Origin of the sequence: Massilia sp. GCM10023247 (assembly GCF_042653325.1) — a bacterium.
GTDB lineage: Bacteria > Pseudomonadota > Gammaproteobacteria > Burkholderiales > Burkholderiaceae_D > Telluria.
Genome location: NZ_JBHSIB010000011.1, coordinates 547,278 through 560,818 on the forward strand (window position 1 = coordinate 547,278; position 13,541 = coordinate 560,818).

11 protein-coding genes are annotated in these 13,541 nt (G+C 68.8%); 7 read left to right on the forward strand and 4 right to left on the reverse strand.

Annotated elements, in window-relative coordinates; genetic code table 11:
* Positions 1–33 precede the first annotated feature (33 nt).
* Positions 34–981, reverse strand: coding sequence for an OB-fold domain-containing protein (locus tag ACFPAH_RS12790; RefSeq protein ID WP_379745658.1), 948 nt, complete (start codon positions 979–981; stop codon positions 34–36).
* Positions 982–983: 2 nt separating this feature from the next.
* Positions 984–2,198: a thiolase family protein gene (locus tag ACFPAH_RS12795; RefSeq protein WP_379745661.1), complete on the reverse strand. Its 1,215-nt coding sequence runs from the start codon at positions 2,196–2,198 to the stop codon at positions 984–986.
* A gap of 232 nt (positions 2,199–2,430) precedes the next feature.
* On the opposite strand from ACFPAH_RS12795, the gene ACFPAH_RS12800 reads away from it, so the two are divergent.
* The 3 genes from ACFPAH_RS12800 to ACFPAH_RS12810 are packed head-to-tail and all read left to right on the forward strand — an operon-like array spanning position 2,431 to position 6,574.
* Entirely contained in the window at positions 2,431–3,462 is a 1,032-nt protein-coding gene (locus tag ACFPAH_RS12800) for a WD40/YVTN/BNR-like repeat-containing protein (RefSeq protein WP_379745664.1), read from the forward strand.
* Positions 3,459–5,885, forward strand: a complete 2,427-nt coding sequence (locus ACFPAH_RS12805) for an efflux RND transporter permease subunit (protein ID WP_379745667.1) — start codon at positions 3,459–3,461, stop codon at positions 5,883–5,885. Before ACFPAH_RS12800 ends, ACFPAH_RS12805 begins: the two co-directional genes overlap by 4 nt.
* Before the next feature lie 23 nt (positions 5,886–5,908).
* Positions 5,909–6,574 (forward strand): TetR family transcriptional regulator, encoded by a 666-nt coding sequence (locus tag ACFPAH_RS12810; RefSeq protein WP_379745670.1) that lies wholly within the window; start codon positions 5,909–5,911, stop codon positions 6,572–6,574.
* On the opposite strand, the gene ACFPAH_RS12815 is transcribed toward ACFPAH_RS12810, so the two are convergent.
* Together ACFPAH_RS12815 and ACFPAH_RS12820 are read right to left on the reverse strand one after the other, a co-directional pair.
* The gene (locus ACFPAH_RS12815; RefSeq protein ID WP_379745673.1) at positions 6,567–7,484 is read right to left on the reverse strand and encodes a LysR family transcriptional regulator; all 918 of its coding nucleotides are present in this window, start codon (positions 7,482–7,484) and stop codon (positions 6,567–6,569) included. The genes ACFPAH_RS12810 and ACFPAH_RS12815 overlap by 8 nt on opposite strands.
* 79 nt (positions 7,485–7,563) lie before the next feature.
* Entirely contained in the window at positions 7,564–8,760 is a 1,197-nt protein-coding gene (locus ACFPAH_RS12820; RefSeq protein WP_379745676.1) for a flavin reductase, read from the reverse strand.
* A gap of 271 nt (positions 8,761–9,031) precedes the next feature.
* Here ACFPAH_RS12820 and ACFPAH_RS12825 point away from each other — a divergent pair, with 271 nt between their 5' ends.
* Genes ACFPAH_RS12825 through ACFPAH_RS12840 form a run of 4 tightly spaced genes read left to right on the forward strand, consistent with a single transcriptional unit; the run spans position 9,032 to position 13,536 of the window.
* Positions 9,032–9,958, forward strand: a complete 927-nt coding sequence (locus ACFPAH_RS12825; protein ID WP_379745679.1) for an SDR family NAD(P)-dependent oxidoreductase — start codon at positions 9,032–9,034, stop codon at positions 9,956–9,958.
* A gap of 19 nt (positions 9,959–9,977) precedes the next feature.
* Complete coding sequence (locus ACFPAH_RS12830) at positions 9,978–11,171, forward strand: Rieske 2Fe-2S domain-containing protein (protein WP_379745682.1); 1,194 nt, start codon at positions 9,978–9,980, stop codon at positions 11,169–11,171.
* Positions 11,172–11,200: 29 nt separating this feature from the next.
* The gene (locus tag ACFPAH_RS12835) at positions 11,201–12,373 is read left to right on the forward strand and encodes an acyl-CoA dehydrogenase family protein (RefSeq protein ID WP_379745685.1); all 1,173 of its coding nucleotides are present in this window, start codon (positions 11,201–11,203) and stop codon (positions 12,371–12,373) included.
* Positions 12,374–12,384: 11 nt separating this feature from the next.
* Positions 12,385–13,536 (forward strand): CaiB/BaiF CoA transferase family protein, encoded by a 1,152-nt coding sequence (locus tag ACFPAH_RS12840; RefSeq protein ID WP_379745688.1) that lies wholly within the window; start codon positions 12,385–12,387, stop codon positions 13,534–13,536.
* Positions 13,537–13,541: the final 5 nt, after the last annotated feature.

Below are 13,541 nucleotides of genomic sequence, written 5' to 3' on the forward strand. Positions count from 1 at the left end.
GATCGCCTTGGGCGGGCGATCCGGGCCGGCTGCTTACATGTAGAGGATGACGAGGTCGTTGACGACCGAGGGGCGGTCCTGGCCGACCACGTGGATGTTGATCTCCATCGTCAGCTGGACCCCGCTCTTGACCCGTTCCACGGACTTGACGCGGTAGCGCGCGTGGATGCGCGCGCCGGCCGGCACCGGGGTGGCGAAGCGCAGGCGGTCGGACCCATAGTTCACCATGTTGTTGAAACCGGTGATCTCGAAGTCCATCGGCAGCACCAGGCGGCTGATCAGGACCTGGACCAGGGCGCCGTGGGCGATGGTGCCGCCGAAGGGGCTTTGCGCGCGCGCCTTGACCGGGTCGGTGTGGATCCAGTAGTCGTCGCCCGACAGTGCCGCGAACTGGTCGATCAGCTCCTGGGTGACGGTGAAGGTATTCGACCACGCCGAGAACTCGGTCGAGACCAGCGCTGCCATCGCATCGAGGTCCTTGCACGAGACCTGGCGCCGCGGAGTGGCGTCCGGCTGCGGCGCGGGTTCTGCATCCTGGCTCGCCGCGCCGGCCGCGATCACGCCCGGGTGCGCCGAGCCTTCGGGCGTGAAGCGCAGCAGGGTTGCCGTACCCGGACGCTCGTCGAACACGGGACGTACGCGCATCCCGACCCGCAGCTCGGTCTCGGCGACGCCGACCAGGGTGGTGTTCAGGCGCGGACCTTCGTCGAACTCGACGACGGCCAGGATCTGCGGCATCTCGTCGGCGAACTCGGGCAGGGTCGGCACGCGCGCCACGGTATAGGTATAGACCACGCCGGTGCCGTCGATCGGGCGCCAGCTCAAGTCGGTCGAGGCGCAGCGCGGGCAGTGCGCGCGCGGGAAGAAGATCCAGTGCGAACAGGCGCCGCACTGCTGCAGGCGCACCTGGTGCTCCTTGAGGCCGTCCCAGAAGGGTGCCGACATCGGCGTCGGCTGGGGCAAGGGTTTGTTCCAGTCCATGTTCACGCTCCGCGCAGGATCAAGGCGCCCTGTTCGCTCATCACGCCGCCGGTGCCCGAGACGTAGGCCAGGTCGTGGCGTGCCAATTGGCGCGCGCCCGCGCGGCCCTGCACCTGGTGCAGGGCCTCGATCACCTGGGTCATGCCGCCGGCGGTGCCGGTCTGGCCGAAGCTGAGTTGTCCGCCATGGGTGTTCATTGGGAAGTCTCCCTTGAAAGTGAAGTCGTGCTCGCGCAGGAACTGTATGCCGCGGCCCTTTTCGCAGAAGCCGGCGTCTTCGAGCGTGAGCATCACGGTGATCGTGTAGCAGTCGTAGACCTGGGCCATGTGAACGTCCGCCGGGCGCACGCCGGCCATCGCGAAGGCCTTGCGCGAAGCCGGGCCGATCGGTGTGGCCAGCATGTCGCGCGCATAGGTCGGGGATTTCGACTGCACGTGCTCGCCGCAGCCGACGATGTGCACCGGACGGTGCCGGCAGCGGCGCGCGATGTCGTCGCGGGTGACGATGACGGCGGCGCCGCCGGCCACCGGCATGACGATCTCGAGCATGCGCAGCGGTTCGGCCACCATCCGCGAAGCCAGCACGTCCTCGACCGTGATCGGCTGGCCGTGGAACAGGGCTTGCGGGTTGTGGCAGGCGTTGAAGCGCTGGTCGACGGCGATGCGCGCCAGCGCGGCGGCGTCATAGCCGTGGACGGCCGCGTAGCGCTGGGCGATCATCGCGTAGCCGGTGTTTTGCGCCATGTGGCCGTAGGGGAGATCCATCTCCGCCTCGGGCGCCCCGAAGTGGGTGCTGTGGCCGCCGAAGCGCGAGGCCTTCATCACCTGCAGCGCGTGGTCGTCCTGGGTGCCGACCGGCGCCAGGCGCGCCGGAATCACGCACAGCACCGTGTTGCACATGCCAAGCTCGATCGCCGCGGCGGCGCGCCAGAGCATGCCGACGCCGCTGGCGCCGCCCAGGTCGATCACCTCGGCGAAGTCGAGCTGGAGCCCGAGGTACTCCCCGACCATCGCGGGCACGAACATGCTGGCCTCGTGGAACTGCGGCCCTTGCACCACCAGGCCGTCGATGTCCTGCAGCTCGAGGCCGGCGTCCTGCAGCGCCTGTCCGGCCAGGTCGGCGACCTGTTCGAGGTGGAACATGCGCGGCGCGGTGGCGTATTTTTCTGGTTTGTATTGTGCGGCGCCGACGACGGCTGCCTGTCCTTTGAGTCCCATCTGCTTCCTTCACTGTCCGTATCGTGGATTTCCCCGGAAACGGGAACGCATCGCCTTTTCAGCCATTCCATTTTGCCAGCCGGCCAAGCCGCGCCATCGTCCAAAAGGATTAAGCGAAGCTCGATGCCGGCGCACGCTTAACCCTTTCGGACGATGTTATTTCCCCCCAAAAGTCAAGAATCGCATCAAGCCGCGCCATTTGAAGCCGCGGCAATAAAAAAGGAGACAAACCATGCGAACGCCAGTTGGGGTCGCCGTTGCGGCAGTCGTCATGGCTGCTGCGGCCTACGCCTTTTCGCCGCGCGCCGTGCGCCCCACCACCGATACGGCAAGACCGATCGACCGCATGCACGTGAACAGCATCGCCGCCGCGCGCGCCGGCCACGTCGCCGGCGGCGAGTTCGGCCAGCTCATGCTCAGCGCCGACCGGGGCCGCCACTGGCGCCCGGCCGCGCTCTCGGCCCAGCGCCAGGCCATGATCACCCAGATCGCCTTCTCTGCAGGCACGAGCGGCAACCCGGCCGGCAGCCCGACCGGCATCGCGGTCGGCCACGAGGGCTGGATCCTGCGCAGCGAGGACGGCGGACAGCGCTGGCGCGAGCAGGCCTTCGACCAGGAAAACGGCGAGCCGCTGATGGGCGTGGCCAGCCTCGCGCCCGGACGCTGGATCGCGGTCGGCGCCTTCGGCCGCGCGCTCGCCTCGGACGACGACGGCAAGAGCTGGCGCCGCCTGGCCCTCGAGGGCGTGGAGGACCGCCACCTGAACCGGATCGCCGGATCCGCCGACGGCCGCCACTGGCTGATCGTGGGCGAACGCGGCCTGGTGCTGCGCTCGGCCGACGGCGGCGCCGGCTGGGAGGCCGTGGCGCCGTTCTACAAGGGCTCGTTCTATGGCGCGGCGCGCCTCGGGCAGTCGACCTGGGTCGTGTACGGCATGCGCGGCAACGTGTTCAGGAGCGCCGACGACGGCCGCACCTGGGCGCAGGCCAGCGTCCCGGCGCCGGTCTCGACTTTCGGCCATGCGGTGGCGCCGGACGGCCGCCTGCTGCTGGCAGGGCAGGGCGGGACCGTGCTCGAAAGCCGCGACGACGGACGCAGCTTCCGGGTCGCCGTGTCCGGCGGGCGCGCGACGTTCACCGACATCGCCCTGCTGCCCGACGGACGCTGGATGCTTGCCAGCGACGCGGGCATGCGCAGCCATCCGCCGGCCAGTGCCGGCACCGCGGCCCTGGTCGCGCAATCCACTCCAGGAAGGTCGAAATGAGCACGCTGCCCCCCGTTTCCCGTCTCGATACCACGGTCGCGCGCATCGCCTCGGCCCTGATCCGCTGGCGCAAGCCGCTGGCCTTCCTGTTCGTGCTGGTCACGATCGGCCTCGGGCTGTCGGCCACGCGCACCCATCTCGACCCCGGCTTCAACAAGCTGATTCCGCACAAGCACGAGTACATGGCCGCCTTCCAGCAGTACGCCAACGTGTATTCCGGCGCCAACCGGGTGCTTGTGAGCGTGCGCTGGAAGGGCCAGGGCGACATCTATAACCCGGCCTTCCTCAAGACCCTGCAGGGCGTCACCGACGACGTGTTCTTCACGCCCGGCGTGAGCCGCGGCCACGTGTTCTCGCTGTTCACCGCGAACGTGCGCTACATCGAGGTCACCGAGGACGGCTTCGTCGGCGAGGTCGTGGTGCCCTCGCATTTCGTCGCCGATGCCGAGGGACTGCGCCAGGTGCGCTCGAACATCGCCAAGTCGGGCGTGGTCGGGCGCCTGGTCGCCAACGACCTGAAGTCGGCGCTGGTCCAGGCCGACCTGCTCGAGACCGATCCCCAGACCGGCGAGAAGCTCGACTACCGCGAAGTGGCGCGCAAGCTCGAGCAGATCCGCGCCAAGTATTCGGGCGAGCAGGTCGACATCCAGATCATCGGCTTTTCCAAGGTGGTCGGCGACGTGATGGACGGCCTGGTGACGGTGGTCTCCTTCTTCGCCATCGCCTTTGCCGTCACCGCCTTGCTGCTGTGGCTGTACGCCCGCTCGAAGAGCCTCACCGTGGTGGCCTTGCTGGTGGCGCTGCTGCCGGTGGTGTGGCTGCTCGGCCTGTTGCCCCTGATCGGCCTCGGGATCGACCCGATGTCGATCCTGGTGCCCTTCCTGATCTTCTCGATCGGCGTCTCGCACGCGGTGCAGATGACCAACGCCTGGAAGCAGGAAGTGCTGGCCGGCCAGGCGCCGGAGCGCGCCGCCGAGTACGCCTTCCGCAAGCTGGCCATCCCGGGCTCGTTGGCCCTGCTGACGAATGCGCTGGGCTTCATGGTGATCATGCTGATCGATATCCCGATCGTGCACGAGCTGGGGGTTACCGCCTGCCTGGGCGTGCTCCTGATGATCGCCACCAACAAGATGCTGCTGCCGATCGTGCTGTCCTGGCTGCGTCCGGCGCCGGCCAGGCTGGCCACGGCGGCGGCACAGGCGGCACAGGGCGCGCGCCACCGCGGCTGGTGGGCGGTCTCCGCCTGCGCCGAGCCGCGCGTCGCCCTCTGGACCCTGGCCGGGTCGCTGCTGCTGCTCGCCGCCGGCACCGTGTATTCGCGCCACCTGCAGACCGGCGACATCGGGGCCGGCGTGCCGGAACTGCGCGCCGACTCGCGCTACAACCGGGACAACGAGCAGATCGTGCGCAATTACTCGATCGGGATGGACACGCTCTCGGTCTACCTCGAAACGCAGGGCATGGAGGAGGCCTGCCTGCGCTGGCCGGTCATGAACGCGGTCGACCGCTTCGACTTCTTCGTGCGCGGCATCGAGGGCGTGCGCTCGGTGACGACCGTGGCGGGCCTGGCCAAGCTGGCGATTGCCGCCAACAACGAGGCCAATCCGCGCTGGGCCACGCTGCAGCGCAGCGAGGCCGCCCTGCGCACCGGCGCCCGCGTCGCCAACCCCGAGCTCGGGCTCAACACCGAAGGCTGCGGCTCGATCCACCTGACGGTCTACCTGAAGGACCACCAGGACGCGACCCTCAAGCACGTGGTCGGCGAAATCCGCAAGTTCATCGCCGCCGACCGCACCCCGCAGGTACGTTTCCGCCTGGCCGGCGGCAATGCCGGCATCGCGATCGCCACCAACGAGGCCGTCGAGCGCGCCGAAGTCCAGATGCTGGGCGCGATCTTCGGCGCCATCGCCTTGCTGTGCTGGCTCAGCTTCCGCTCCTGGAAGGCCGTGGTCTGCATCATCGTGCCGCTGATGCTGGTCTCGATCTTGTGCAACGCGCTGATGGCGCTGCTCGGGATCGGCCTCAAGGTGTCGACGCTGCCTGTGATCGCGCTGGGCGTCGGCGTCGGGGTCGACTACGGCATCTACCTGTACGAACGCATGCAGCACGAGATCGCGCACCGCAACGCCTCGTTGCGCCTGGCCTTCTACGAAGCCATGCGCCAGCGCGGGACGGCCGCCGTGTTCACCGGGATCACGATGTCGCTCGGGGTCGGCACCTGGGCCTTCTCGGCCCTGAAATTCCAGGCCGACATGGGCATCCTGCTGGCCTTCATGTTCCTCGTGAACCTGCTCGGCGCCGTGTTCCTGCTGCCGGCCCTGGCCTGCTGGCTCGACGTCGGCGCGCGGCCCGGATCCGCGGGCCTGCGCCGCCCGGCAGCGGCACGGCAGGCGCCGGCGCGCCAGGGGATCCGCCATGGCTGAGCGGCTTGATCGTGGAGGGGACGATGGCGCGCCGCACCAAGGCTGAAGCGCAGGCGACGCGCGACGCCATCCTCGACAGCGCCGCGCTGCTGTTCCTGAGCCAGGGCGTGTCGCGCACGACGCTCTACCATATCGCCGAACGCGCAGGGGTGACGCGCGGCGCCGTGTACTGGCATTTCGAGGACAAGGCGGCGCTGTTCGACGCCATGATGCAGCGCGCCGCGACGCCGCTCGAGTCGGCCATGCGCCTGCTGGAAGAACCCTGCGGGCGCGACCCGCTCGGCACCCTGGCCGGCTATGCCGGCCAGGTGTTCCGGCTGACCCAGGACGACCCGCAAGCGCGCGCCGTGTTCGAGATCGCGACCCTGAAAATCGAATTCGTCGACGAAATGAGCTCGGTGCGCATGCGCTGTGCCCAGGTGGCGGAGCGCTGGATGGCCGCCGCCGAGAGCCGCATCAGGCTGGCCGCCGCCGGCGGCCAGGCGCGGCCGGATGTCGAGCCGCGCGCCGCCGCTTTCGGCCTGTGGGCGATCATCGACGGGCTGGTGCGGGCCTGGCTGCTGGCGCCGGCCTCGTTCGACCTGGTTGCCATGGGCGAGCACGTGGTGAGCCTGCACCTGGACGCGCTGCGCGCCGCTCCGGGGCCGGCCTGCCGGGCGGCGCCGGCGGCCGAGTTACGGGTCAGCTGAGCGGCGCCGGCGCCGGGGCGCCGCCCAGCAGGCTGCCCAGGCCGGTCCGCACCACCTCGGCCGCGGCCACCACCAGGGGGTTGCTCGGCTGCTGGGCCGGCAGCACCATGCTGAGCGTGGTTTCCAGGGCGGGCGATGCGATCTTCTGCCAGCACAGGGGCGGCAGGTGCGCCTCGCGCTCGACCAGGCGCGGCATGATCGAATACCCCATGCCCTGGGCCACCAGTTCCATGGTCGAGTGGGAGGCGTCGACCTGCAGGCGCACGTTGACGCCCAGGCCGAGGCGGGCGGCGGCCGATTCGACCGCGACCCGCACCGAGTGGTTCCCGTGCGGCAGGATCAGCGGCAGGGCCGCCACTTCGGCCAGGGTGACGCAGTCCGGATCAAGGCCGACCGGCGCGGGGCCGATCAGGTACAGGGGTTCCGACACGATCGGGGTGATCTTGATGTTGGGCGAGGCGGCCGGGTTGTACAGCAGGGCCAGGTCCAGCTGGCCGAGCAGGACCGCGTCGTACAGGGTGCCGGACAGGCCTTCGACGACGCTGATCGCGGCCCGCGGAAAGAGTTGGGTCAGCTGCGGCAGCAGCACCGGGATGCAGGCGCGCCCGATGCTCGGCGCCATGCCGATCGCCAGCTGGCCCGAGTAGGACGACTCGGAATCGCGCACCGCGATCGCGGCCGCGTCCATCAGGTGCAGCACGCCGCGCGCGTATTCGAGGAACTTCTTGCCGGCCTCGGTCAGCAGCACGCCGCGGCCGTGGCGGTAGAACAGGCTGGCGCGCAGCTCGACCTCGAGCGCGCGCACCTGGCGGCTCAGGGTCGACTGGCCGATGTTGAGCAGGTCCGCTGCCTTGATATAACTGCCGGTTTCGGCGATGCGCACGAAATGGCGGATCTGGCTAATTTCCATACTGGTTCAGCAATCGTGGTTGGTGGCACGCACAAAGGCGCCAGTGTACATCCGCGCCCGCCATGCCATGCCGTCGGGCTCAGGCGCGCAGCAGCTGGCGGCCGGCGAAGCGTTCTTCCAGGCTGGCCGCGGCCTGCTGCAGGCGCGCCAGCCAGCGGCAGATCTCGGGCAGGCGCGTCCCGCAGGGCAGGGCGCTCAGGCGCAGCACCAGCAGCACCTCGCCCGCCGCATTGCGCACCGGGACCGACAGATGCAGCACATCGTAGCTCTGGTCGTCCTGCAGGTCCTCCGGCTCGTGCAGTTCGGCGCGCTCCTTGGCGGCCGCCAGCAGGCGGCGCTCCTGGCCCGGGGTGCGGTGCGGGTTCGAATACAGGGCGACCAGCTCGTCCATGGCCTCGCCGTCGTCCTTGCCGCGCAGAGAGATCGACCAGCCGCGGCGGCGCACCCGTTCGAGCTGGGCCAGCGAGCGGTCCAGGGTCTCCTGGTCGGCGCGGCCGAGGCGCTTGAGCCATTCGGACTCGGGCGGCGCGCCCGGATGGCCGACGAACAGGGGGCCCAGCGGCGGGGCGCAGGGCACGCGGAAACCGAGCCGGCTGCGCAGGCGCCAGTGCGGCGAGCTGTTCTCCACCGCCACATACACGACATCGCCACCGACCGCCGCCACCAGGCTGCACTCGGCGTTCAGCTCGTGCGCCACGGCCTCCATCTCGGTGCGGCCGATCTCGGCCAGGCGTACCGCCTCGATGGTTTCACGCTCGGCCGCGGCCACCAGCGAACCCGGCGAAAAGCGCCCGTATCCCCGCTGGAAGAACAGCAGCGGCGCGGTATCGCGCTCGAGCTGCATGTCGAGCACCCCGCCCAGCACGATGTAGTGGTCGCCCGCCTCGGTGACGCTCGCGTAGTCGCAGTCGATCCAGGCCACGACCCCGTCGAGCACCGGGTTGCCGGCCGGGCTGGGGTGCCAGGCCAGGCCGGCGAACTTGTCCTCGAGCGGGGAGGCGAAGTGCTGGCACACGGCTTCCTGGTCGGCGGCCAGGATGTTCACGCAGAAGCTGGCGGCGCCGCGCATCCGGGCAAAGGTGCGCGAGGTCTTCATCGGCAGGTAGGCGATCAGCGGCGGCTCGAGCGAGACCGAGGTGAAGGAGCCGATCACCATCGCGGCCGGCACGCCGTGCTCGTCGATGCAGGTGACGATGGCGACGCCGGTCGGGTAGCTGCCGAGCACCTCGCGAAAACGGGTGCCGTCGATTTGCCTTGCTGGGGTAGGGGCTTGCATAAGGTCTCACTGTCTCGTCATGAAGAGGGTCGCGCCGCGTTCGTGGCGGCGGCTGTTGCGGTTTAGATTAACCGCTCTAGAATCACAATTCAAGAACTTTAAGCAGCTTTCGGCGTGTAGCGCCGGCCGCCGGCGGTCTACCCAATTCATGCGGTTTTTGCATATTAGCTTTGAAGGTATTCGTCTTGTATCGCTTCAGGCGAGGGCTAACAATGCTCTACGTTGACAGCAGGGAACTGCTGCCCGAAGAACCGGAGACGAACTGAACACCATGGACAGACTCAAGAACAAAGTAGCGATCGTATTCGGCGCGGGGCCGAACATCGGCGGCACCATCGCCCATTTCCTGGCCCGCGAAGGCGCCCGGGTTTGCGTCAGCGACATCAGGCAAGCCGCCGCCGACGAGACCGTCGCCTTCATCCGCGAGCGCGGCTGGGAAGCGATGGCCCAGGCGGGCGACGCCCGCAGCGATGCCGACGTGGCGCGCATCGTCGCGGCCACCGTCGAACACTACGGCCGCCTCGACATCGTGGTGAACATGGCCGGCCGCGTGCACTGGGACGACGTGCTCGGCATGCAGCACGAGGACTGGAACGATTCGGTCGCCAGCTTTGCCACCGCGGGCCTCCTGACCACCCAGCACGGGGCGCGCGCCATGCTCGCCTGCGGCGCGCGCGGCAGCATCATCCACCTGCTCTCGACCGCCGCCCATTTCGGCGAGGCCGACGGCGCTTCCTACTGCGCGGCGAAGGCCGGCCTGCTCAATTTTGCCCGTTCGGCGGCGATGGACCTAGCGCACCACGGCATCCGCGTCAACACCGTCACGCCCTGCTCGATGGAGCACCAGCTGTGGACCACGATGAAGGACGAGATGTTCGATCCGGACTGGGTCCAGCCGGAGCGCCGCGGCTTCTACTCGCGCCAGGAATACCTGGACCAGCTGCCGCTGCGGCGCTTCCCGCGCGCGGCCGACATGGCCTGGGCCACGGTCTTCCTCGCGTCCGACGAGTCGATCTGCATGACCGGTGCCGACCTCGCGGTCGACGCCGGCCTGCGCCACAAATACCCGACCTGGACCCCGGGCAAGCACGATCCGCGCGACATCAAGGACTACGCGCGCGCCACCAGGGTGACCCGCTATGGCGAAGAGCAGGAACTGCTGACCGAGCTGCTCGGCGAACCGATCGACCGCAGCTGACATGAACACGGAGACAAACATGAACACGATCCAGGACCAGCGGCGCGAAGAGCGCGCCCAGCAATTCAAACAACTGACCGAGTGCAGCCGCTGCAAACCGATGGGACGCCTGCTGCGCAAATTCTGGCAGCCGGTGGCCCTCGCCGACAGCGTCAAGGCCGGCGGCGCGATTCCGCTCTTGATCATGGGCGAGGAACTGACCCTGTACCGCGGCGAGAGCGGCGCGCTGCACCTGGTCGGCGGGCGCTGCGCCCACCGCCGCACGCTGCTGCATACGGGATGGGTGGTCGGCGAAGAGATCCGCTGCATCTATCACGGCTGGCAGTTCGACGGCAAGGGCGCCTGCGTCAAGCGTCCGGCCGAAGCCAACACCGGCATGCCGCGCACGCAGATCCCGGCCTATCCGGTGCGCGAGTACATGGGCCTGGTCTTCGCCTACATGGGCGAAGGCGAGGCGCCGGAATTCGACCTGCCGCGTAAACTCCAGTTGGAGCGCGAAGGCACCCTGGTCGCGAATGGCCGCGAACGCTGGGACAACAACTGGTTCCAGCAGGTCGAAAACTCGCTCGACGCCGTGCACGTGAGCTTCGTCCACATGGCGCTCACCGTCGGCCCTTTCGGAGCGGCCGTGACCGGCGCCATCCCCGAGCTGTCCTACGAGGAAACCGCGGCCGGCATCCGCCAGACCGCGAAGCGCTCGGAGACCAACGTGCGCGTGAGCGACTGGACCTTCCCCAACAATAACCATGTGACGGTGCCCGGCTTGACCCCGGACGATCCGTGGATCGACGTCTTCGTGTGGATGATCCCGAACGACGAGCAGAACACGACTCGCTTCATGATCTACGGCCAGCAGCCTGGCGCCAGCGAAGAAGCGCGCCAGCGCTTCACCGACTACTTCGCCAAATACGGCAAGTACGACCCGGCCGAGCACCACGACGAACTGTTCGCCTCGCGCGAGTGGAACAATCCGGAAGACACCTTCGTCGGCCTGACCGCCGCCCAGGACTACCTGTCGATTCGCGGCCAGGCGCGCATCACCGCGCGCGAGGACGAGATCCTCGGCCGCTCCGACCTCGGCATCGTCACCCTGCGTAAACTCTTCTTCCGCGAGCTGGAGCTGATCGAGGCCGGCCAGCCGACCAAGGCCTGGCGCTCGCTGCGCGAAGCCACCGCCTTGCCCAAGCAGCCGGGCCAGGAAGCCGCGGCCTGAGCCGACCCACCCATTCGCGACCTATTCTCATGCTCGACCTGACCCCCTATGATTCGCTCCCCGAGGAGCTGCTGCAGTTTCGCGATTCGATCCGCCGATTCGTCGAACGCGAACTGATCCCCCACGAACACAAGCTCGGCGCGAACGGCATGCTGCCGGCCGAACTGGCGGCCGAAGTGCGCGAGCGCGCGAAAAAAGCCGGCTTCTGGCTGATGGACGTGCCCGAAGAATTCGGCGGCCAGGGCCTGCCGCTGCTGGCGCTCGCCGTCTTCTGGGAAGAGGTCGGGCGCAGCACCGTCGCTTCCTGGGTGCGCGACCACGGCCTGTTCGGCCCGATGGTCGGCCCGATCCTGCTCGGCCTGAACGAAGAGCAGCGCGCGCGCTACCTGCAGCCGGTGCTCGACGGGACCAAGCGCTCCTGCTTCGCCCAGACCGAGCCGGACGCCGGCTCCGACCCGTCGATGATGCGCATGCGGGCCGTGCGCACCGAGACCGGCTACCGCCTGACCGGGGTGAAACGCTACATCACGCGCGCCGCGGTTGCCGATTTTGCCATCGTGATGGCGATCACCGATCCGGAAAAGGGCACCCGCGGCGGCGTCTCCTGCTTCATCGTCGACATGGACGCGCCCGGCGTGCAGCTGGCCACCTCCGAAAAGACCCTGATGGGCGACGCGCCCTGCGAGATCAGCTTCGAGGACGTCGAGGTGCCGCTGGCGAACCTGGTCGGCGAGGAAGGGCGCGGCTTCGCGCTGGCCCAGGGCTATATCAATTACGGGCGGGTGCGCCAGGGCGCGCATGCGCTGGGCGCCGCCGAGCGCTGCCTGGCGCTCACCGCCGAATACGTGCACCAGCGCTCCACCTTCGGCGACACGCTCGCCAACCGCCAGGGCGTGCAGTGGATGATCGCCGACGCCTTCACCGACCTGTACTGCACCCGCCTGCTGGTCTACGACGCGGCGCGCAAGAACGATGCCGGTGTCGACGCGAAAATGGAAACCTTCATGATCAAGACCTTCGGGGTCGAAGCGGGGTTCCGCATCACCGACACCTGCATGCAGCTGCACGGCGGCATGGGCCTGACCCAGGACACGCCGATCGAGCGCTTCTGGCGCGACCTGCGCAGCTACCGCATCACCGAGGGCCCGACCGAGGTGCTGCGCACCACGCTCGCGCGCCAGATCCTGAAACACTACAGCTGATGGAGCCGCACATGAAGAATGCCCTCGACGGGATCCTCGTCATCGAACTGGGCACGGTGCTGACCGCGCCGCTGGCGGGCATGATGCTGGCCGACCTCGGCGCCCGCGTCATCAAGGTCGAGCACCCGAACGGCGGCGACCCGTTCCGCCGCCATGCCGGCAAGCTCTACAGCCCGCATTTCGCCTCCTACAACCGCAACAAGGAAAGCATCCAGCTCGACCTGCAGGACGCGGCCGGCAAGGCGGACCTGCTGGCGCTGCTGGCGCGCGCCGACGTGCTGCTGGAAAACTACCGGCCCGGCGTGATGGCGCGCCTCGGACTGACCGAGGCCAGCCTGAAGGCGCTCAACCCGCGCCTGGTCTGGTGTTCGATCACCGGCTTCGGCAGCGAAGGCCCTTACCGCGACCGGCCCTGCTACGACGCCGTCGCCCTCGGCCTGTCCGGGCTGGCCGGCCTGATGCTCGACCCGGAGCAGCCGTCCATGAACGGCCCGACGATTTCGGACAACATCACCGGCATGTACGCCGCCTACGGCATGCTGGGCGCGCTGATGCGGCGCGAGCGCAGCGGCGCGGGCGCGCGGGTCGAAGTCAACATGCTGGAAGCCTCGATCGCCTTTTCGCCCGAGGGATTTGCGCAGTACACGCGCCTGGGCGTGACGCCGCGGCCGCAAACCCGGGTCGCGATCTCGCAATCGTATGCCTTCCCGTGCGCGGACGGGCGCCTGTTGACGGTGCACCTGTCCTCGGTCGAGAAATTCTGGCAGGCCTTCGTTGCCGTGATCGGGCGCCCGGAGCTGCTGGCCGACGAACGCTTTGCGAGCCCGGAACTGCGCACCCGCCATTACGGCGCGCTGTACGAGGAGGCGGCCAAGACCTTCCGCACCCGCGAGCGCGGCTACTGGTGCGAGCGGCTCGCCGCCCACGACGTGCCCTCGGCGCCGGTCTACACGGTGCCGGAGGTAATGCAGGACCCGCAGGTGCGGCAGTCGGACACCTTTTATGCGTTCGAGCATCCGGAGCACGGCAGCATGGTCGGCATCCAGCGCCCGGTGCTGCTCGACGGCGAGCGTGGGCCGCTCACGCGCGCGGCGCCCATCCTGGGCGAGCACAGCGACGCCATCCGGCAGGAGTTCGGGCTCGCCCCGCGCGCCGCCACTTAACAACA

Bases quoted from the DNA above. Each gene is read 5' to 3' on its own strand.
- ACFPAH_RS12795 (WP_379745661.1), bottom strand. From the start codon at position 2,198: ATGGGACTCAAAGGACAGGCAGCCGTCGTCGGCGCCGCACAATACAAA.
- ACFPAH_RS12810 (WP_379745670.1), top strand. From the start codon at position 5,909: ATGGCGCGCCGCACCAAGGCTGAAGCGCAGGCGACGCGCGACGCCATC.
- ACFPAH_RS12820 (WP_379745676.1), bottom strand. From the start codon at position 8,760: ATGCAAGCCCCTACCCCAGCAAGGCAAATCGACGGCACCCGTTTTCGC.
- ACFPAH_RS12805 (WP_379745667.1), top strand. From the start codon at position 3,459: ATGAGCACGCTGCCCCCCGTTTCCCGTCTCGATACCACGGTCGCGCGC.
- ACFPAH_RS12835 (WP_379745685.1), top strand. From the start codon at position 11,201: ATGCTCGACCTGACCCCCTATGATTCGCTCCCCGAGGAGCTGCTGCAG.
- ACFPAH_RS12815 (WP_379745673.1), bottom strand. From the start codon at position 7,484: ATGGAAATTAGCCAGATCCGCCATTTCGTGCGCATCGCCGAAACCGGC.
- ACFPAH_RS12790 (WP_379745658.1), bottom strand. From the start codon at position 981: ATGGACTGGAACAAACCCTTGCCCCAGCCGACGCCGATGTCGGCACCC.
- ACFPAH_RS12825 (WP_379745679.1), top strand. From the start codon at position 9,032: ATGGACAGACTCAAGAACAAAGTAGCGATCGTATTCGGCGCGGGGCCG.
- ACFPAH_RS12840 (WP_379745688.1), top strand. From the start codon at position 12,385: ATGAAGAATGCCCTCGACGGGATCCTCGTCATCGAACTGGGCACGGTG.
- ACFPAH_RS12800 (WP_379745664.1), top strand. From the start codon at position 2,431: ATGCGAACGCCAGTTGGGGTCGCCGTTGCGGCAGTCGTCATGGCTGCT.
- ACFPAH_RS12830 (WP_379745682.1), top strand. From the start codon at position 9,978: ATGAACACGATCCAGGACCAGCGGCGCGAAGAGCGCGCCCAGCAATTC.